Annotated in this window: 16 protein-coding genes; 8 read left to right on the forward strand and 8 right to left on the reverse strand. The window is 67.6% G+C overall.

The features are described from left to right. Positions 1 to 6: 6 nt before the first annotated feature. The 3 genes from ACTTAG_RS10890 to ACTTAG_RS10900 all read right to left on the reverse strand — a co-directional run bounded on the left by ACTTAG_RS10890 (position 7) and on the right by ACTTAG_RS10900 (position 3,248). Complete coding sequence (locus ACTTAG_RS10890; protein WP_444462349.1) at positions 7 to 720, reverse strand: response regulator; 714 nt, start codon at positions 718 to 720, stop codon at positions 7 to 9. A gap of 157 nt (positions 721 to 877) precedes the next feature. Beyond that, positions 878 to 2,647 carry a PQQ-dependent methanol/ethanol family dehydrogenase gene (locus tag ACTTAG_RS10895; protein WP_444462350.1) on the reverse strand — a complete coding sequence of 590 codons (1,770 nt, stop codon included), beginning with the start codon at positions 2,645 to 2,647 and terminating at the stop codon, positions 878 to 880. 214 nt (positions 2,648 to 2,861) lie between these two features. Next, entirely contained in the window at positions 2,862 to 3,248 is a 387-nt protein-coding gene (locus ACTTAG_RS10900) for a c-type cytochrome (RefSeq protein ID WP_444462351.1), read from the reverse strand. Positions 3,249 to 3,435: 187 nt separating this feature from the next. Here ACTTAG_RS10900 and ACTTAG_RS10905 point away from each other — a divergent pair, with 187 nt between their 5' ends. The 5 genes from ACTTAG_RS10905 to ACTTAG_RS10925 are packed head-to-tail and all read left to right on the forward strand — an operon-like array spanning position 3,436 to position 7,499. Then, positions 3,436 to 4,605 (forward strand): ABC transporter substrate-binding protein, encoded by a 1,170-nt coding sequence (locus tag ACTTAG_RS10905; protein WP_444462352.1) that lies wholly within the window; start codon positions 3,436 to 3,438, stop codon positions 4,603 to 4,605. Then, positions 4,602 to 5,564, forward strand: coding sequence for a YVTN family beta-propeller repeat protein (locus tag ACTTAG_RS10910; RefSeq protein WP_444462353.1), 963 nt, complete (start codon positions 4,602 to 4,604; stop codon positions 5,562 to 5,564). Before ACTTAG_RS10905 ends, ACTTAG_RS10910 begins: the two co-directional genes overlap by 4 nt. A gap of 9 nt (positions 5,565 to 5,573) precedes the next feature. Further along, positions 5,574 to 5,999 (forward strand): hypothetical protein, encoded by a 426-nt coding sequence (locus ACTTAG_RS10915; RefSeq protein WP_444462354.1) that lies wholly within the window; start codon positions 5,574 to 5,576, stop codon positions 5,997 to 5,999. Further along, a complete protein-coding gene (locus tag ACTTAG_RS10920; protein ID WP_444462355.1) occupies positions 5,992 to 6,714 on the forward strand; it encodes an ABC transporter ATP-binding protein in 723 nt (240 codons plus the stop codon). Before ACTTAG_RS10915 ends, ACTTAG_RS10920 begins: the two co-directional genes overlap by 8 nt. Then, positions 6,711 to 7,499 carry an ABC transporter permease gene (locus tag ACTTAG_RS10925; protein WP_444462356.1) on the forward strand — a complete coding sequence of 263 codons (789 nt, stop codon included), beginning with the start codon at positions 6,711 to 6,713 and terminating at the stop codon, positions 7,497 to 7,499. Before ACTTAG_RS10920 ends, ACTTAG_RS10925 begins: the two co-directional genes overlap by 4 nt. 228 nt (positions 7,500 to 7,727) lie before the next feature. On the opposite strand, the gene ACTTAG_RS10930 is transcribed toward ACTTAG_RS10925, so the two are convergent. Genes ACTTAG_RS10930 through ACTTAG_RS10940 form a run of 3 tightly spaced genes read right to left on the reverse strand, consistent with a single transcriptional unit; the run spans position 7,728 to position 10,128 of the window. After that, complete coding sequence (locus ACTTAG_RS10930) at positions 7,728 to 8,321, reverse strand: ABC transporter ATP-binding protein (RefSeq protein ID WP_444462357.1); 594 nt, start codon at positions 8,319 to 8,321, stop codon at positions 7,728 to 7,730. Continuing rightward, positions 8,318 to 9,148, reverse strand: a complete 831-nt coding sequence (locus tag ACTTAG_RS10935) for an ABC transporter permease (protein WP_444462358.1) — start codon at positions 9,146 to 9,148, stop codon at positions 8,318 to 8,320. The genes ACTTAG_RS10930 and ACTTAG_RS10935 overlap by 4 nt, the downstream gene beginning before the upstream one ends. Further along, positions 9,148 to 10,128, reverse strand: coding sequence for an ABC transporter substrate-binding protein (locus ACTTAG_RS10940; protein ID WP_444462359.1), 981 nt, complete (start codon positions 10,126 to 10,128; stop codon positions 9,148 to 9,150). Before ACTTAG_RS10940 ends, ACTTAG_RS10935 begins: the two co-directional genes overlap by 1 nt. 195 nt (positions 10,129 to 10,323) lie before the next feature. Between ACTTAG_RS10940 and pedF the strand changes: the two genes are divergently transcribed. Both pedF and ACTTAG_RS10950 read left to right on the forward strand, forming a co-directional pair. Further along, on the forward strand, positions 10,324 to 11,007 hold the full coding sequence (gene pedF / locus ACTTAG_RS10945) for a cytochrome c-550 PedF (protein ID WP_444462360.1): 684 nt from the start codon (positions 10,324 to 10,326) through the stop codon (positions 11,005 to 11,007). Continuing rightward, complete coding sequence (locus ACTTAG_RS10950) at positions 11,004 to 11,909, forward strand: amino acid ABC transporter substrate-binding protein (protein WP_444462361.1); 906 nt, start codon at positions 11,004 to 11,006, stop codon at positions 11,907 to 11,909. Before pedF ends, ACTTAG_RS10950 begins: the two co-directional genes overlap by 4 nt. Here ACTTAG_RS10950 and ACTTAG_RS10955 read toward each other — a convergent pair. Then, entirely contained in the window at positions 11,906 to 12,757 is an 852-nt protein-coding gene (locus ACTTAG_RS10955) for an FAD:protein FMN transferase (RefSeq protein WP_444462362.1), read from the reverse strand. The two genes, ACTTAG_RS10950 and ACTTAG_RS10955, sit on opposite strands and share 4 nt — an antisense overlap. Further along, positions 12,754 to 14,799, reverse strand: coding sequence for a 4Fe-4S binding protein (locus ACTTAG_RS10960; RefSeq protein ID WP_444462363.1), 2,046 nt, complete (start codon positions 14,797 to 14,799; stop codon positions 12,754 to 12,756). The genes ACTTAG_RS10955 and ACTTAG_RS10960 overlap by 4 nt, the downstream gene beginning before the upstream one ends. Positions 14,800 to 14,973: 174 nt before the next feature. On the opposite strand from ACTTAG_RS10960, the gene ACTTAG_RS10965 reads away from it, so the two are divergent. Next, positions 14,974 to 18,402, forward strand: a complete 3,429-nt coding sequence (locus ACTTAG_RS10965; RefSeq protein WP_444462364.1) for a transglutaminase family protein — start codon at positions 14,974 to 14,976, stop codon at positions 18,400 to 18,402. The last annotated feature ends 2 nt before the right edge of the window (positions 18,403 to 18,404 follow it).

The raw sequence follows: 18,404 nt of genomic DNA on the forward strand, positions 1-18,404 counted from the left end.
GGCAGACTAAGGCTTGCGCCAGCCTTCGGGCAAGGGCGCCGTGATCTGCGCCTCGCGCGCCAGAAGCACGGCCTGGGTGCGGGAATAGACGCCCAGCTTGCGCATGATCGCCGTCACATGCGCCTTGACCGTGGTTTCGGCAATCGACAGATCAAACGCGATCTGCTTGTTCATCTTGCCCGCGCAGATCTGTTCCAGAATGTTCGCCTGTTGCCGCGTCAGCAGGCTCAGCCGCCGGATCGCCTCGTCCTGCGGGCTCATGCCGTCGCCGGTGGCCAGGCTCTCGCCGGTCGATTCCGGCACGAAGATTTCGCCGCGCGCGATGGCGGCAAAGGCCAGGCGGAACAGCTCGCGGCGCGAATGCTTGGGCACGAATCCCGCCGCCCCCGCCGAGATCGCCGCCCGGATCACCCGCGGATCGTCGATCGAGGAGACGACGACGATCGGCATCTCGGGCGCGGCCTGACGCAGCCGCATCAGCCCGTCCAGCCCGTTCACATCGGGCAGGTTCAGATCCAGCACCAGCACATCGGCCGGTGCCCCCGCGGCGCTTTCGACCCGGGCCAGCGCGGTTTCCAGACTGTCGGCGCTGGCGATCTCCTCGATCCCGGCCACCGCCTGCAGCGTCATCGCCAGCGCATCGCAAAACAGCGGGTGATCATCGACGATCAGCGCCGAGCGGAAATCGGGGCGCGGGCTGGCGGCGGGTTCCGGGGTCATCGGGCCTGTCCTGTCTCTCTGCGCCCCTTGGGCGATAAGTGTCTTTGCACCCTAACAATCATAGCGCCGCCCCCGTATTGTCCAATGGTCGCATTGGCCCGGCACAGGCAAAAGGCGCCCGGGTTGCCCCGGACGCCCCCTTGCCGTTCTGCCCCCCTCAGTTCGCCGCGGCGAGCTGCTTGGGCAGCCGGAAGGTCCAGACCGTGCCGCCCTGATTCAGATAGTTGACGCGCTTGGCCACTTCGCCGCCCCAAAGCGGCACCGCACCGCCCCAGCCCGAGATGATCGAGACATATTGCTCGCCGTCCTGTTCCCAGGTGATCGGCTGGCCGACGATGCCCGAGCCGGTCTGGAACGACCAGAGCTTCTCGCCGGTTTCGGCATCGAGCGCCATGAACTCGCCCTCGGGGTTGCCGGTGAAGACAAGATTGCCCGCGGTGGTCATCACCCCGCCCCAAAGCGGCGCGTCGTTCTTGTATTCCCATTTCACCGCGCCCGTATTCGGGTCGATGGCCTTCAGCGAGCCGATGTAATCCTCGAAGAGCGGCTTGATGGTGAAGCCCGCGCCCAAGTAAGCCGCGCCCTTCTTGTAATTGATCGGCTCGTTCCAGATATCCATCCCCCATTCGTTCGAGGGGACATAGAAAAGGCCCGTGGTCTGGCTGTAGGCCATCGGCATCCAGTTCTTGCCGCCCAGGAAGCTCGGCACGGCAAAGATCTGCTGGCCCTTGCCGCCTTCGGCCGCGGCATCGGGGGCGCCGGGGCGGTTCTCCTCGTTGTAGATCGGGCGGCCATCCGGGCCGATGCCCTTGGCCCAGGTGATGTTCTTCACGAAGGGCCAGGCATTGACGAATTTGCCGTCTTCGCGGTTCAGTACATAGAAGAAGCCGTTGCGGTCGGCGGTGGCGTAGCGCTTGTTGCCGTCCTTGTCGACAAAGCCCACGACCTCGTTCACGCCGTCGAAATCCCAGCCCTCGCGCGGGGTGGTCTGGAAATGCCACTTGATCTCGCCCGTCGCCGGGTCGATCCCAAGACGCGAGGCGGCGTAAAGGTTGTCGCCCGTGTTGCCCTCGACCGGCGTGCCCGCATTGCGCAGGTGGCTGTTCCAGGGCGCCGGGTTGCCCGCGCCGAAGATCAGCGTGTTCGTGTCGGCATCATAGCTGCCGCCGAGCCAGGTCGCCCCGCCGCCGGTCTTCCACAGATCGCCCGGCCAGGTCGCATTGAGCGTGCCCGTCATCGTCGAGGGCTGGCCGTTCAGCGTGCCCATATGCCCCTCGATCACCGGGCGGGTCCAGACCAGCTCGCCGGTTTCCGCATTGCGGGCCTGCACCTCGCCGACGATGCCGAATTCGCCGCCCGAATTGCCGGTGATGACGAGCCCGTTCACGATCAGCGGCGCCGCGGTATAGCTGTAGCCTTCCTTGTAATCGGCGATCTTCTTGTTCCACTTGACGTCGCCGGTCTTGCGGTCAAGGGCGACGATGCGGGCATCGAGCGTGCCGAAATAGACATTGTCGCCATAGATCGCCGCGCCGCGGTTGATCACGTCGCAGCAGGGCAGGATGCCCTCGGGCAGGCGGGCATCGTATTGCCACAGCTCCTTGCCGGTGTGGATGTCGATCGCGTAAAGCCGCGAATAGGACCCGGTGATATACATGATGCCGTCATAGACGATCGGCTGGCTTTCCTGACCGCGCTGCTTTTCGCCGCCCAGGCTGAAGGCCCAGGCGGGCATCAGGTTCTTGACGTTGTCGCGGTTGAGCGTGGTGAGCGGGCTGAAACGCTGCAGATCGCGCCCCATGCCGTTCGTCACCACATCGCCCGCGGTCTGCTGGTCGTTGCGCAGATCGTCTTCGGTCACGCCCCCCGCCTGCGCGGCGCCGAAACATGTCAGGGCCACCACCGCGGCCAGAACGAAACGGTTCATTTTCTCTCCTCCCTGTTGTCCGATCACGCCCCGCAAAGGTCTGATCACGGCTTTGCGAAGTATCGGCGAGCGGCGGGGGCGGCGGGTATTGTCCATTGGTCTTACGACCCTGTGGCGCGCGAGGGGCCAAGGCCCCGCGATCCCTTTGCCCCATGACCGACGGGGGCCCAAAGGCCCCCGGGCAGCGCCCCCACCCGAAGCAAGGCCACCCGTCTCAGGGCTTCAGGCTGGCCAGATATTCGACGATGAAATCCTGCACCGTCGGATCGGTGATGCCGACATGGCGCATTTTCGTGCCGGGCACGAGCTGGTCATTCGCCTCGATCCAGGCGCGGATCGCCCCCTTGGTCCAGACGAAACCCGCCGCCGCCAGCGCCTTTGAATAGGGATAGCCCGGAAACGACCCGGCCCGGCGCCCGACGACGCCCTCAAGCAGCGGCCCATAGCTGGCCTTGTCGGCATCGACCGAATGGCAGCGGTGGCAGTTGGCGTCGAAGAACTGCCGCCCGGCGTCGATCTTGATGCGCTCGGTCGGGTCCGCCTGCGCGCCGGAGCCAAGGGCCACGGCCAGCACGGCGGCAAGGATGAAGCTTTCTTTCATGGCCAACTCTCCTGATCATTCGGCGCCAGTCTAATCCGCTTGCCGCACCCTCGGTTGATCCGCATCAACTGCGCCATTGGACTTTGGTCGAAGAAAGCGCCGAAACCCGCCCGCGCCCCCGGCCCTAGACCTTGGTCGTATTGCGCCCGCGCGCCGGGGCGGGAAGCCTGAGCCCGGGGGGAAAAGCATGAAAAACCTTGTCGCATCCGCAGCCCTGATGCTCGCCTGCGCGCCGCTTGGCGCCGAGACGATCCGGCTGGACTGGCTCGAACGGCAGATCGAGGCGCCACCGGTGCTGTCGAACCTTGCGGGCGATCCGGCCGATCTTGGCCTTGGCGGCGCCCGGCTCAGCCTGGCCGATATCGCGACGACGGGAAAATTCCTCAAGATCGACTGGCAGTTGCACGAAACCATCGTGGCACCCGAGGAAGACTTCCTGACCGCCGCGAAAAAGACCCTCTCCGAGGGCGCCCGGGTGCTGATCGTCCGCGCGCCCGCCGCCGATCTGCTGGCGCTCGCCGATCTGCCCGAGGCGCGGGGGGCGCTGATCTTCAACACTGCCGCCCCCGAGCCGCAGCTGCGCGCCGAAGACTGCCGGGCGAATGTGCTGCACACGCTGCCCACGACCGCGATGCGCACCGATGCGCTGGCGCAGCAATTGCGGGCGAAACGCTGGACCGATCTGGCGCTGATCACCGGCCCGCAGCCCGAGGACCAGGCTTTCGCCGCGGCGCTGAAAGCCAGCCTGACGAAATTCGGCCTGTCGCTTGCGGGGGAAAAGGACTGGCCGCTGAGTGCCGACATGCGCCGCTCCGGCGCGGCCGAGGTGCCGCTCTTCACGCAAGACCTGCCCGAACATGATGTGCTGCTTGTGGCCGACGAACGCGGCGATTTCGCCCGCTACATCCCCTTCAACACCTGGGCCCCGCGCCCCGTCGCGGGCTCCGAGGGGCTGAGTGCGAAAGGCTGGACCGAGGTGGTCGAGGATTACGGCGCCGCGCAACTGCAGCTGCGCTTTCGCGAGGCCGCGGGCCGCCCGATGCAGGACGAGGATTTTTCCGCATGGGTGGCGATCGCCGCGATTTCCGACGCGCGCACCCGGGCGGGCACGGCCGATCCCGAAACGCTGCGCAGCTTCCTGATCTCGGACAAGGCCCGCATCGCCGCCTTTCTGGGCCAGCCGGTCAGCTTCCGCCCCTGGGACGGGCAGATGCGCCAGCCGATGCCCTTGGTGACAGACCGCGCCGTGGTGGCGATGGCCCCGCTTGAGGGCTTCCTGCACCAGACGAACGAACTTGACACGCTGGGCACCGACCGCCCCGAAACCCTGTGCAAAGCCTTCGGAGCCAATCCATGATCCGCGCCCTTTTGCTGACAACCCTTCTGGCCACGCCCGCCCTTGCCGATGAAATCTGGGTGACGAACGAATCCGACGACACGGTGAGCGTGATCGACGTGGCGACGCTCGCCGTCAAGGCCACCTATCCCACCGGCGAACGGCCGCGCGGCGTCACCTTTTCGCGCGATTTCAAGCGGCTTTACATCTGCGCCTCGGACAGCGACGCGGTGCAGGTGATGGACCCGGACACCGGGGCGATCCTGCATGACCTGCCCTCGGGCGAGGACCCCGAGCAATTCGTCCTCGCCCCAGATGACCGGCTTCTCTACATCGCGAACGAGGATGACGCGATCACCACCGTCGTCGACACGCAAAGCCGGTCGGTGGCGGCGCAGATCGACGTCGGCGTCGAGCCCGAGGGGATGGGGATTTCCCCCGATGGCAAGCTGCAGGTGACGACCTCGGAAACCACCAACATGGCGCATTGGATCGACACCGCGACGCATCGGATCGTCGCGAATACGCTGGTCGACAGCCGCCCGCGGCATGCGGAATTTTCCCCCGATGGCGCCGAGCTGTGGGTGAGTTCCGAAATCGGCGGCACGGTGACGGTGTTTGATACCGCGACGCAGACCGAGAAGGGCAAGATTTCCTTTGAAATTCCGGGCGTGCGGGCGGAAAAGCTGCAGCCCGTGGGGATGAAATTCTCGCCCGATGCGACGCGGGTTTTCGTGGCTTTGGGCCCGGCCAATCATCTGGCCGTGGTCGATGCGAAGACCCTGCAGGTCGAGCGCTACATCATGGTCGGCCGCCGCGTCTGGCACATGGCGCTCTCGCCCGATCAGACCCGGCTTTTCACCACCAACGGCGTCTCGGGCGATGTGACGGTGATCGACATCGCCACGCTCGAGCCCCTTGCCACGATCAAGGTCGGCCGCTTCCCTTGGGGTGCCGCCGCCCGCCCCACCCAGAATTAAGGAGTTCCCATGCGCCTCTTCCCGCTGCTGCTCGCCCTTGCTTTGGCAACCCCGGCCTTGGCCGAAGATGACGACGCCCCCGCAGGCCTGCTGGCGGGGCCGAACAAACACACGCTGCCCGAGGTGATGCTTTCGGTCGGCGAGCCTTTGGGCGGGCCTTGGGCGCTGAAATCGGGCGCCTATTACGAGGTCGAGATCACCGCCGACGGCTCGGGCGAGATCGGGCTTGCGGGGGGCGATTTCTTCCGCGCGATCTGGGTCGACGAGGTGGTGATCGAAGGGCTGGAAATCCGGCCGATGGGGCTGCATTCGATCGAATTCGATCAGGCGGGCACGATGGAGATCGGCTTTGTCGCGGTGAAGCCGGGACGCTATGCCCTTGAAATCCCGGGGGCGAAAGGCGCCGATCAGCGGATCGAGATCACCATTGACTGAGCCCGCCCTGGCCGTTGCCGGGCTGTCCCACCGCTGGGGCGCGAAACCCGCGCTGGACGGCGTCAGCTTCACCCTGCCCGCGGGGCGGTTTTGCGCGCTTCTGGGCCCGAACGGGGCGGGCAAATCGACCTTGATGGCGGTGCTGACCGGGCTCATTCGGCCGCGTCCCGGGGTGGTGACGGTGGCCGGGGTGGACATGGGCCGCAGCCCCCGCGCCGCGCTGGAGGGCATCGGCGTCGTCTTTCAGCAGCCGACCCATGATCTTGATCGCACGGTGGCGGCGAACCTGCGCTATTTCGCGGCGCTGCAGGGGCTCGGCCGGGCCGAGACCGAGGCCCGGATCGAGGAAGCCCTGACCCGGCTTGGCATGGCCGAACGGGCGGGGGAAAAGGTCGGCCGGCTGAATGGCGGGCACCGGCGGCGGATGGAGATCGCCCGCGCGCTGATCCACCGGCCGCGGCTTTTGCTGCTTGACGAGCCGACGGTGGGGCTGGATGCCCCCGCCCGCGCCGCGATCACCACGCATGTGCATGATCTGGCCGCAACCGGCATCAGCGTGCTTTGGGCGACGCATCTGGTCGATGAATTGCGCGACAGCGACGACATGGTGCTTTTGCATCGCGGCCGCGTCGCCGCCACGGGTCAGGTCGGCGCGCTGCGGGGCACGACCCCGCTTCCCGACTGGTTTTTGGCCCAGACCGGAGCCGTGGCATGAGCGCCCTGCGCGCCGCGGGCGCCATCATGACCCGGGAACTGGCCCGGTTCCTCACCCAGCGCGAACGCTTTCTGGCGGCGCTGGTGCGTCCGCTCGTGTGGCTTTTCGTCTTTGCCGCGGGCTTTCGCGCCGCTTTGGGGATGTCGATCATCCCGCCCTATCGCATCTATATCACCTATGAAACCTATATCGCGCCGGGGCTTTGCGGGATGATCCTGCTCTTTTCGGCGATGCAAAGCTCGCTTTCGCTGGTCAATGACCGGGAAAGCGGCACGATGCGGCTGATGCTGACGGCGCCTTGGCCGCGCTGGTTCCTGCTCGGCGCGAAACTGCTGGCGGGGGCGCTGGTCGGGCTGGTGCAGGTGGCGGTCTTTCTGGGCATCGGCTGGCTTTACGGCATCCACCTGCCGCCGCTGGGCTATCTGGCCGCCCTGCCCGCGCTGGCGCTGTCGGGGCTGATGCTTGGATCGCTGGGGCTTTTGCTTTCGGCCCGGGTGCGGCAGCTGGAGAACTTTGCCGGGGTGATGAATTTCGTGATCTTCCCGATGTTCTTCCTGTCCTCGGCGCTGTATCCGATCTGGAAGATGCAGGAGGCCTCGCCCGCGCTCGCCTGGATCTGTCGGCTCAACCCCTTTACCCATGCGGTGGAGCTGATCCGGTTTTCCCTTTATCTGCAAGGCAATGCGCTGTCGCTGGCGGTGACGGCAGGGGCCACGGCGGTGTTCTTTGCGCTCGCGCTTTGGGGCTATGAACCGGCGCGGACACGGCCGCCGAAGGGCGCGTGACTTGCCTTGGCCGAGGCCATCGCCGAGGCCCAGCGCAACATCGGCCCCGTGACCGCCGAGGGCCCCAAAGGCCCTCGGCCTGCGCCCGCCCCGCCCATGGCGGGCGCATTCGCGCCGCCGGGGCTGGGCGCAGGCCTCTGTCACGCTTGGGGAAACGGTCGTGCGACGGGCGTTGCACGGCGGGCGGGGAAAGGCGATGCCTTTCCTGATCCGCCCGAAGCAAGGGGGTCACCCCTCGCTCAGCCGTGCCGGACGCCCCGCAAGCCGCGCGCGCCGCGTGGCCAGTCGATCGAGTTCCGCCGCCGCATGCGAGGCCAGAACCACCGCAGGCCGCGTTTCGGCGATCAGACCGGCCGTCAGATCGAGCAGTTCCTCGACCCGGCCCGGATCGAGCGACACGAAAGGTTCATCCAGAATGAGCAGATCGGGCCGCGCCGCGAAGGCCCGCGCCAGCCCCACCCGGCGCGCCTGACCCAGCGACAATTGCCCCGGCCAATGCGCGCCATAGCCCGCCAGACCGACGCGCGCCAACCAGGCCTCGGCCGTCGCCGCATCGACCCCGGTCGGCAGGGTGACATTGTCCAGCACGCGCCGCCAGGGCATCAGATTGGGCTCCTGAAACACCATCGCGCGGCGGCCCGGACCCTGCAGCGCGCCCCGAAACCGCGTGTCCACCCCGGCCAGAATGCGCAAGAGCGTCGATTTCCCCGCCCCCGAGGGCCCCGCGATCCCCAGCACCTCGCCCGGCGCGACGCGCAGGCTCAGCGCGCCCAGAATGACCGTCTCGCCGAAGCGTTTCTCGACCAGATCCAGCGCGATCATTCCCGCCTCCAGCGGTTCGCCCGCACCGAAAGCGGCGCGAGGATCAGCCATTCGACGGCCAGCATCACGCAGACGAAAGCCGCCGCCCAGGAAAGCACGCCCGCAATGTCGAACATCTGGAAATTCAGATGGATGCGGAACCCGATCCCGTTCGAGCGGCCCAGAAATTCCACCACCAGCACGACCTTCCAGATCAGCGCCAACCCGGCGCGGGCGGCGGCGATCAGATGCGGCATCAGCTGCGGGATCAGGATGTGACGGTGCCGCGCGACAAAGCCCATGCCGAAGACGCGGGCCATTTCCGACAGCGCCGGATCGCGCGCCCGCACGCCTTCGCGCAGGATCACCGCCACCAGCGGCACCTTGTTCAGCGCCACGGCGGTGATCGCCGCGGTCTCGTTCAGCCCGATCCAGAGGTAACAGAGCACGATCAGCACCAGCGCCGGAATGTTGTTCCAGATCGTCAGCCAGGGGTCGAACCAGTCGTTCACCCGCCGCGACAGGCCAAGGACAATACCCAGCACCGTCCCCGCCAGCATCGCCAGCCCGAAGGACGCCCCCACCCGCAGAAGCGTCGCGCCCAGATCGGGCAGCATCCGGCCCGAGACGATCCCCTCGGCCAACTGCGGCAAGACCTGCTGCGGCCCGGGCGCATGGGACGGATCGCCCAAAGCCGCGGCAATGCCCGCCCAGACGAGCAGCGCCGCCAGGATCGACAGGCCCGTGCGCCCGACCGCGCGCCATTCCCGACCGCCCGACACCGGGGCGGCAGGGGCGATGATCCCCCCTCCTGCCCCGGATTGCGGCTTGCGCGCCATCGTCAGCATCAGTTCGACAGGAAGGTGCCCGGGGGCAATGCCTTGACCGGGCCCAAAAGCTCCTCGCCGCCCAGATCGGCCATCAGCTTCAGCATCCTGTCGGCCGCCGCCGGATCGACCGGCGCATCGACCGGAATCCCCGCCCGATACCCCGCCACCAGCGCCAGATATTGCGCATCGGATGTCGCCTTCATCCGCGCCCGCAGCCGGGCGAAGGCCGCGTCATCGCTGGCCAGCAACGCCTTGGCCGCCTTCGAGGCCGCGCGCAGCCCGGCCACCACCGCGGGCTTGTCCGCTTCAAGCTTTTCCGAGAACACATAGCCCAGAAGCGGCGTTTCCGGATCGAGCCCCAGCGCCGCCGCCGCGTCAGAGGTCGAAACCAGCGTCTCCATCCCCCGCGCCTGCATCTTCGCGCCGAAATGCCAGAAGTTGATCGCCGCATCGACCTCGCCCGAGAGCGCGGCCTCCATGATCAAGGGCGGCGCGCCAAAGACCTGCTCGGTCTCGGCGGCCAGATCCATGCCGTATGTCTGGCGCGCATAGGCACGCAGGATCAGCCAGCTCTTGTCCAGCGGCCCCCCGGCAATGCCGATCTTTTTCCCTTTCAGATCCGCCAGATCCATGATCCCCGATTGCGGCTTGACCAAAAGACCGCCGACCGCGCGCGAATAGGGCAGGAAGGTGAAATCCTTGCCCGCGGCGCGCATCCGCGCCACCCAGACCCAATCGGTCACGATCGCCTCGGCCTCGCCGCCCTGCAGCGCCACCTCGGCCGCCGGGTTGCCCGCGACGGGCAGCACCTCAAGCCGGAACCCGTTCGCCGCATCAAGACCGTAATGCGTGATCGTGTCGAGTTCCCAGCTCACCGTCCCGCCTTCAAGCGCGGCAACCGTCAGCACCGGCAGATCCTGCGCCCGCGCGGGGGCCGTGGCCGCCAGCAGCGCCGCAAAACCGCACACCAGCGCCGCCCGGCGTGTCATCGTGATCATGCTGTCCTCCCTCGTTTCTTGTCGAAAGGCTAACCGCGCCCCCCGGCCCTTCCTATTAGACCAATGGCCAATACGCCCCCGGGCCCGGCTGGGGCAGGATCGCCCCAGACCCCGCCCCCTCGACCAAGGTCGAATGGAAGCGGGCGGGCCCGTGCCGTTACCACCTTGGCAGCACCGATCGTTAGGGAGAGAGAGATGCTCGACATCCGCAACCGCCGTTTCCTTGCGGCCCTGCTGCTCGCCGGTCTTCCGGGGCCGCTCTTCGCGCATGGCGATGTGGCGCCGCAGCCGGTGAACACCGATGCCCTGCCCGAGGTGGGAGAGGAATGGCTGACCGAAAACCCCTATCGCGCCGCGAAGGCGGGCGAAGCGGTCTGGAAGGCGGCGGTGAAGATCGGCGATTCCGGCTTCAACCAGAATTGCGCGCGCTGTCATGGGCTTGGCGCGGTTTCGGGCGGTCTGGCGCCGGATCTGCGCTTTCTGGAAGCCGAGGAATATGGCGATGAATGGTTCGCCGAGCGGTTCCAGCACGGCTACACCCAGGACGGCACGACGAAGATGCCGGCCTTTGGCCCGGTGCTGGGGCAAAAGGCGGGCTGGGCGATCCGCACCTATATCGAGACCCGGCCCGAGGATGGGGCGCTGGACAGCCACACCGACCGGCTGCGGGCCATCGTCGCCGAACTGGAGGCGGGCACGGCCGATGGCGCGGCGCTCAAGGCCGAGCTTGAGCAGATCAATTCCGAGGTGAAGACCTTTTCGGGCGCGCCGGTGGCCGACAGCACGGTCAGCCGCGCCGCCGAGGTGCTGAGCGCGGACAAGGCCAGCTTCAAGCACGCGGCCGAGCTGCTGACGCTGGGCCTCTCGGCGGCGCAATGAGCGGGCCGGCTCTGCTGCGGTCCTGGGCGCTGGGGCTGGCCCTTGCCGGTCTGCTGCCGCTTGCCGCGATGGCCGCCTGCGAGGGGCTGGCGCCCGAGCAGAAGCTGCAAAACACCCCCGCGCAGGATATCGGGCGCAGCCTGGATCGCATCCGCGAGGAGGGCTGGATCGAGGTCGCGCTTTACGAGGATTTCAGGCCCTGGTCCTGGGCGGAGGGCGGGCAGCCGAAGGGAATCGACGTCGAGATCGCCCGACTGATCGCCGCCGATCTGGGGGTGGTGGCGCGCATACGTCTGGTGCAGCCGGGCGAGACGCTGGATGCCGATCTGCTCAATTACGTCTATCGCGGCGCCGCGGTGGGGGGGCATGTGTCTGATCTGATGGGACATGTGCCCTATGATGTCGACTATGCCTGCCGCTTCGATCAGGTCGTCTTCACCGGCCAATATGCGACCGAACGGCTGGCGATTGCCTATGACAAGGCCAGCTATCCGGAGAAGCCGCCGGTGCCCGCGGTCTTTCGCTACGATCCGGTCGCGGTCGAGAATGACTCGATTTCGGATTTCTTCCTGACCTCGCTCGCACAGGGAGCGACGGCGGACAAGCTGCGGCGTTACAAGACCACCGCCGCGGCGATGGCGGGGCTTGCCGCGCAGGAGGTAAGCGCCGCGATGGGCCCGCGGGCCGAGCTGGAAGCCGGGCTTGCCCCCGGCATCGGGGTGCACACGCCGCCGCTGCTGGGGCTCGCACGGCCCAGCTGGACTTTGGGTCTGGCGCTGTCCTTTCAGCATCGCGACCTTGGCTATGCGGTCGATGATGCGATCGCGGCGGCGCTGGCCGATGGCCGGATCGCGAAGATCTTCGCCGATCACGGCATCAGCTTCGAGCCGCCCGCGCGCTAGAGCAGCGTCTCGAAATTGCCCTGAAAATCCACCGCCGTCACCGCGCGCAGCCGCATCCTGCGGGCGGCTTCGATGATCTCGTCGCGTTCCATCAGCACGAAGGCGGTCGAGGCGGCATCGCAGAGCGTCGCACTGGCCCCCTCCACCGTCACCGTGGACCAGCGCGGAATTTGTCCATGCGGGCCAAGGATATGGCTGCCGCCCGGAAAGGCCATCGCGGCGGGGGAAGAGGTGGCCATCGCGCCCGCCGTCAGGGAGCGCACCGCCACCAGACCCGCTTCGGGATCCTCGATCCCCAGCCGGAACGGCCCGCCCAGCGCCTGAAACTCGCCCATGTCGATCAGGCATTCGCCCAGACCCGCGCGCGCGCAGATCCAGGCCACGCGCTCGGCGCCATGGCCCTGCGCGATGCCGTTCAGCGTCAGCGCCTGCCCGCGCGCAAGCACCACTTCCCGCCCGATCTGCACCCGATGCAGGCCGACTGCCGCGCGCGCTTGCCGCGGATCGCCCCCCTCGGCCAGCGCGCGCCAAAGCGGCTGCACCGTCGGGTCAAAGGCGCCGCGGGTCAGGTCATGCACGCGCTTCGCCACCGCCAGCACGGACCGCAGCCGCGCCGATCCGGGCCCGCGGCCGGTCGCATTGAGCCGCGTCAATTCGCTGTCGGCGTAAAGCGAAAAGGTGGCCTCGATGGCGGCAATCTCGGCGCGGATCGCGGCCAGCGGAAGCGCCCCCGGCGCGGTGATCCGCAGCTCGGCCCCAAAGGCCCGGCCCGTCCAGGTCTCGGCCCTTGCCCCCTGCCCGATCAAGGCCGCCCCGGCGATGATCTGCAAAAACCGCCGCCGCCTCATGCCCGCCCCTTTCGTTTCGCCGCCAGCACCAAGGGCACGCAACGGCTTTTGTCGTCATGGATCGCCACGCAGTCAAGGCACTGGAAACACTCGGAATAGCGAATCTCGCCTGTGCGCCTGATCGCGCCATAGGCACAGCGCACCTTGCACAGCTGACAGGGCGTGCCACACTCCGCCCGGCGCGGGATGAAGGCGCGCAGCCGCAAGAGCCCGCCCAGCCGCATCACCGCACCCAAGGGGCAAAGCGAGCGGCAAAAGCCCTTGAACCAGACCATGGAAATCGCGATCCAGCCGCCCGCCCAAAGCACATAGGGCCAGGGGCGGTCGAAATGCAGCGTGATCGCGGTCTTGAAGGGCTCAAGTTCGGCTGCGGCTTCCGCATGTCGGGGCGCAAGGAAGGCCACCGCGACCAGCCCCGCGACCGCCACCGGACCGGTCCAGAGCAGCGCCCGGGCCAGATTTGCGGGCGGCTCGATCCGCGGCAGGCGCAAAAGCCGCCCGGCGTGATGGGCGAATTCCTGCAACGCGCCAAAGGGGCAGAGCCAGCCGCAAAAGAACCCCGGCCCCCAGAGCAGAAAGCCGATCCCCGCCGCCGCCCAGAGCATCAGCCCGAACGGGTCGTAAAGCAGCACGTCAAGGCCCCCCGCGACAAGCCCGCGCGCCACCGCCATCACCGTGACGATGGAGAGCTGCCCCTGCCCCCAGAAGCCGACAAAGCCGATCACCACGGCCAGAATCCCCAGCCGCACCGCGGGGAAGGCGCGCAGCCCCGCCAGCCGCGATTGCGCCAAAAGCGCCGCGATCAAAAGGGCCAGAAACCCGCCCAGCGCCCAGAGATCATTGGCGCGGTTGCGCAGGGCCTCGGCCAAAGGGCTCAGCCGTTCGGGGGCCGCCGGGCGCAGGAAGAAGCGCTCGGGCGTCTGCAGCCGCAGCGGAAAATGCACGGAACCGATCTCGGGCTGGAACATCCCGTGTTCGCGCACGGCTTGCAGGCGCAACTCCCACGGCCGGGTCGGATCGAAGCCCAGACGGCGGTCGAGCCGCACCACCATCTTCGTCGCCTCGCTCAGCTCCGGCGGCAGATCCGCCGCCAGTTCGGGCAGGATATCGGCATCGCGCAGGACCAAGGGCAGCCCATCCTGCGTGGCCGTCAGCCGGTCGGGCGCGGTGTTGCGGGTGAAGTCTTCCGAGACAAGGCCATGCCGCCCGGCCTCGATCAGCAGGACCAATTCGTCCTCGGGGGCGCGGGCGGTGAAGCGGGCGATCTCGGAAAGCGTCTCGGGCGCCAGCACGGCGCGGGCGAGCGATGGCGGGCCAAGGTCGAGCGCGTAAAGGTCGATGAAGGAGGCGTCCGGGTCGGCGCCGGTCCCGTCCTGTGCCCATTTCGTGCCCGCAAAGGCCGCGTCCAGATCGGCCTCGCTCACCCGCAAGCGGCCGACAAGGCCCTGATCGACAAGGTCTTTCCAGGTCAGCGCCTCGTCATGCGCGGGATCGGGCCTGGGCGCGGGGCCTGCCGTCACGCCCTGCATCTTGTCGCGCGCCACCGCCAGCGTCGCCGCCAGGATCGAGTCATGCGCGATGCGAACCGAGGCCGTCGCCTTGGTCACGCCCTGCAGATAGACATTGTCCGAGGCCGCGCCCCCCGCGCCGTAGGGGGTGCCCACGACCAGCGGCTCGCTGATCGCATGGCCGCGATATTGTTCAAGAAAAGCGCGGAACGGCGCCTCGCCCAGACCCGAGACGAAGATCGGCTCGTTTTGCGCAATCAGCCGGACATCCAGAAACCGCCCCTCGCGATCGAGCACCACCAGAAGGTCGATGGGCGCGCCGGAAAACCCGGGCAAGGGCGCCAGCGGCTCGGTCTGAAAGACGAATCCCGCCTCGCCGCCGCCGGAATTCAAAAGCGTCCACACCCCCTTGTCATTCACCGGCACCCCCAGTTCGTAAGGCGCAAGGATCATCGCCGACAGCTGATCGCGCGTCAGCGGGCCCGCGCAAAGCGGGGTCGCAACGACAAGCAAAAGAAGCAAAAACCGGATCATCACGTCACTGTGCTTGAGCCGGGACAGCCTGCCTATTCGACCTTGGTGCAAGACGCGTGGCGCCCAAATTTCAGGCAGATGCCCGAAAATCACCGCCCCCGCCGCGGCCCGGGCCGGTTTCCCGTGGCATCCGCCGCCCGCCTTTCTACAGTCGGGGCAAAACGGGGGAAGACCATGGCGATCCACGCATCCATCCATCACCTGACGCATTATGTTTACGACCGCCCGGTGACATTGGGGCCGCAGATCATCCGGCTGCGCCCCGCCCCGCATTCGCGCACGCGGGTGATTTCGCATTCGCTCAAGGTCAGCCCGGGCGGGCATTTCGTCAATCACCAGCAGGACCCCTATGGCAACTGGCTGGCCCGCTTCGTCTTTCCCGAGCCGGTGACCGAGCTGAAGATCGAGGTCGATCTGGTCGCCGACATGACCGTTTACAACCCGTTTGACTTCTTCCTTGAGGAAACCGCCGAGCATTGGCCTTTCGACTACCCCGAGGATCTGCGCGACGATCTGTCGATCTACCGCACGCCCGAGCCCGAGGGGCCGCATCTGGCGCGGTTCATCGGCACGATCGACTTCACCCAGACCCGCACCGTCGATTTTCTGGTGGCGCTGAACGCCCGGATCGCGCGGGAAATCCGCTACACGATCCGGATGGAGCCCGGCGTGCAGACGCCCGATGAAACCCTGACGCTGGCCTCGGGCTCGTGCCGGGATTCATCCTGGCTGCTGGTGCAGGTGCTGCGGCATCTGGGCTTTGCCGCGCGCTTCGTTTCGGGCTATCTGATCCAGCTTGCCCCCGATGTGAAGGCGCTCGATGGCCCCTCGGGGACCGAGGTCGATTTCACCGATCTGCACGCCTGGGTCGAGGTGTTCCTGCCCGGCGCGGGCTGGGTGGGGCTCGATCCGACCTCGGGGCTTTTGGCGGGGGAAAGCCATATCCCCTTGGCGGCCACCCCGCATTACCGCAATGCCGCGCCGATCGCCGGGGGCTTCACCGCCGCGGGCACGCCCGAGACGACCTTTGCCTTTGACATGCAGGTGAAGCGGGTGGCGGAACATCCGCGCATCACCAAGCCCTTTTCCGACGAAGCCTGGGACCGGCTGAATGCGCTTGGCCACAAGGTCGATGACGCTTTGCAAGCGGGGGATGTGCGGCTGACGATGGGGGGCGAGCCGACCTTTGTTTCGGTCGATGATTTCGAGACGCCGGAATGGAACACCGAGGCCGTCGGGCCGCAAAAGCGCGCCTTGGCCGATGATCTGATCCGGCGCTTGCAGGCCCGCTTCGCGCCCGGGGGCTTTCTGCATTACGGGCAGGGCAAGTGGTATCCGGGCGAAAGCCTGCCGCGCTGGACCTTTTCCCTCTATTGGCGCCACGATGGCGTGCCGGTCTGGCAAAACCCCGATCTGATCGCGCGCGAAGCCGCAGCCACGGGGGTCGGCCCCGCCGAGGCCGGGCGCTTCATGGAAAGCTTTGCCACGCATCTGGGGCTTGATCCGATCTTTGCCCAGCCCGCCTATGAAGATCCGGGCGAATGGATCCTGAAGGAAGCGAACCTGCCGCCGAATGTCAGCCCGGAAAACCCGAAGCTGAAGAACCCCGAGGACCGCGCCCGTTTCGCCCGCGTCTTCAGTCGCGGTCTGACCGAGCCCTCGGGCTTCGTGCTGCCGATCCAGCCCTGGCAAGGCCGGGCCGAGGGGCGGCGCTGGCGCTCCGAGCTGTGGAAACCGCGGCGCGGGCATCTGTTCCTGGTGCCGGGCGACAGTCCGGTGGGGTTCCGCCTGCCCTTGGGCGCGCTGCCCTATGTTCCTCCCGCGGCCTATCCCTATTCCTACCCGGCCGATCCCACGGTCGAGGTCGGGCCGCTGCCGGATTTCAGCGCCGCCATTGCCGAACGGCGCGCGAAGATTCAGGCCGAGATCGACCGGCTGGCCGCCGAGGAAGCCCTTGAACAGGCGGCCTTTATGCCTGCGGTCAGCCCCGAGCATCAGCAGAAAGCCACCCGCAGCGAGCGGGACCCGACCGAGCGGGGGGCGCTTTTGGCGCAGGGCACCGATCCGACCACGGGCGCGGTGCGCACGGCGATTGCGATCGAGCCGCGCGACGGGCGGCTGTGCCTTTTCATGCCGCCCTGCGACACGCTGGAAGATTACCTGGACCTGATCGCCAGCGCCGAGGCGACGGCGGCGGAGCTGAACCTGCCCATCCATATCGAGGGCTACGCGCCGCCGCATGACCCGCGGCTCAATGTGATCCGCGTCGCCCCCGATCCGGGCGTGATCGAGGTGAACATCCACCCCGCCCACAACTGGGAGGATTGCGTCGCCACCACCGAGGCGATCTATGCCGAGGCGCGGCTCTCGCGCCTTGGCGCCGACAAGTTCATGATCGACGGGCGCCACACCGGCACGGGCGGCGGCAACCATGTCGTCGTGGGCGGGGCAACGCCGAATGACAGCCCGTTCCTGCGCCGCCCCGATCTGCTCAAATCGCTGATCCTGATATGGCAGCGCCATCCCTGCCTGTCCTACCTCTTCTCGGGCCTCTTCATCGGGCCGACAAGCCAGGCGCCGCGGATCGACGAGGCGCGGCATGACACGCTTTACGAGCTTGAAATCGCGCTCGCCCAGATCGGCGATCCGGTGAACGGGGGCAACCTGCCGCCGCCGTGGCTGATCGACCGGCTGCTGCGCAACATGCTGATCGACGTCACCGGCAACACCCATCGCGCGGAAATCTGCATCGACAAGCTTTATTCCCCCGATGGCCCCACCGGCCGTCTGGGTCTGGTCGAGTTCCGCGGCTTCGAGATGCCGCCGCATCCGCGCATGTCCTTGGCGCAGCAACTGCTGATCCGGGCGCTGATCGCGCGGTGCTGGAACGCCCCCGTCACCGGCCGCCCCGTGCGCTGGGGCACGGTGCTGCATGACCGCTTCATGCTGCCGCATTACCTGTGGGAGGATCTGCTCGCCCTGCTTTCCGATCTGCGCGCGCATGGGTTCGATTTCGACCCGGTCTGGTTCGAGGCGCAATCGGAATTCCGCTTCCCCTTCTGCGGCCAGATCGAGGCCGAAGGCGTGCATCTGGAACTGCGTCAGGCGCTGGAGCCCTGGCATGTGCTGGGGGAAACCGGCGCCATCGGCGGCACCGTGCGCTATACCGACAGCTCGGTCGAGCGGCTGCAGGTGAAGCTGACAAGCCTGCATCAGGACCGCTATACCGTGATGTGCAACCGCAGACCCGTCCCGATGACGCGCACGGGCACGACGGGAACCTCGGTCGCGGGGGTGCGCTTCAAGGCCTGGCAGCCGCCCGCCGCGCTGCACCCGACGCTGCCGGTGAACACGCCCCTTGTGTTTGACATCTACGACCGCTGGTCGGGGCGGGCCCTGGCGGGCTGCACCTGGCACGTCGCCCATCCGGGCGGGCGCAATTACGACACCTTCCCGGTCAACGCCTACGAGGCCGAGGCGCGGCGTCTGGCCCGCTTCGAGCCGATGGGCCACAGCCCCGGCGCCTATGCCCCCGCCCCCGAGACGCCGCACCCGGAATTTCCGCTGACCCTTGACCTGCGCCGTCCCATCGGGCTTGAGTGAGG

Source organism: Rhodobacter capsulatus (assembly GCF_052363185.1).
Taxonomy (GTDB): domain Bacteria; phylum Pseudomonadota; class Alphaproteobacteria; order Rhodobacterales; family Rhodobacteraceae; genus Rhodobacter; species Rhodobacter capsulatus_E.

Coding starts and splice junctions, on each gene's coding strand:
- ACTTAG_RS10890 (WP_444462349.1), bottom strand. CDS start 720: ATGACCCCGGAACCCGCCGCCAGCCCGCGCCCCGATTTCCGCTCGGCG.
- ACTTAG_RS10895 (WP_444462350.1), bottom strand. CDS start 2,647: ATGAACCGTTTCGTTCTGGCCGCGGTGGTGGCCCTGACATGTTTCGGC.
- ACTTAG_RS10900 (WP_444462351.1), bottom strand. CDS start 3,248: ATGAAAGAAAGCTTCATCCTTGCCGCCGTGCTGGCCGTGGCCCTTGGC.
- ACTTAG_RS10905 (WP_444462352.1), top strand. CDS start 3,436: ATGAAAAACCTTGTCGCATCCGCAGCCCTGATGCTCGCCTGCGCGCCG.
- ACTTAG_RS10910 (WP_444462353.1), top strand. CDS start 4,602: ATGATCCGCGCCCTTTTGCTGACAACCCTTCTGGCCACGCCCGCCCTT.
- ACTTAG_RS10915 (WP_444462354.1), top strand. CDS start 5,574: ATGCGCCTCTTCCCGCTGCTGCTCGCCCTTGCTTTGGCAACCCCGGCC.
- ACTTAG_RS10925 (WP_444462356.1), top strand. CDS start 6,711: ATGAGCGCCCTGCGCGCCGCGGGCGCCATCATGACCCGGGAACTGGCC.
- ACTTAG_RS10930 (WP_444462357.1), bottom strand. CDS start 8,321: ATGATCGCGCTGGATCTGGTCGAGAAACGCTTCGGCGAGACGGTCATT.
- ACTTAG_RS10935 (WP_444462358.1), bottom strand. CDS start 9,148: ATGCTGACGATGGCGCGCAAGCCGCAATCCGGGGCAGGAGGGGGGATC.
- ACTTAG_RS10940 (WP_444462359.1), bottom strand. CDS start 10,128: ATGATCACGATGACACGCCGGGCGGCGCTGGTGTGCGGTTTTGCGGCG.
- pedF (WP_444462360.1), top strand. CDS start 10,324: ATGCTCGACATCCGCAACCGCCGTTTCCTTGCGGCCCTGCTGCTCGCC.
- ACTTAG_RS10950 (WP_444462361.1), top strand. CDS start 11,004: ATGAGCGGGCCGGCTCTGCTGCGGTCCTGGGCGCTGGGGCTGGCCCTT.
- ACTTAG_RS10955 (WP_444462362.1), bottom strand. CDS start 12,757: ATGAGGCGGCGGCGGTTTTTGCAGATCATCGCCGGGGCGGCCTTGATC.
- ACTTAG_RS10960 (WP_444462363.1), bottom strand. CDS start 14,799: ATGATCCGGTTTTTGCTTCTTTTGCTTGTCGTTGCGACCCCGCTTTGC.
- ACTTAG_RS10965 (WP_444462364.1), top strand. CDS start 14,974: ATGGCGATCCACGCATCCATCCATCACCTGACGCATTATGTTTACGAC.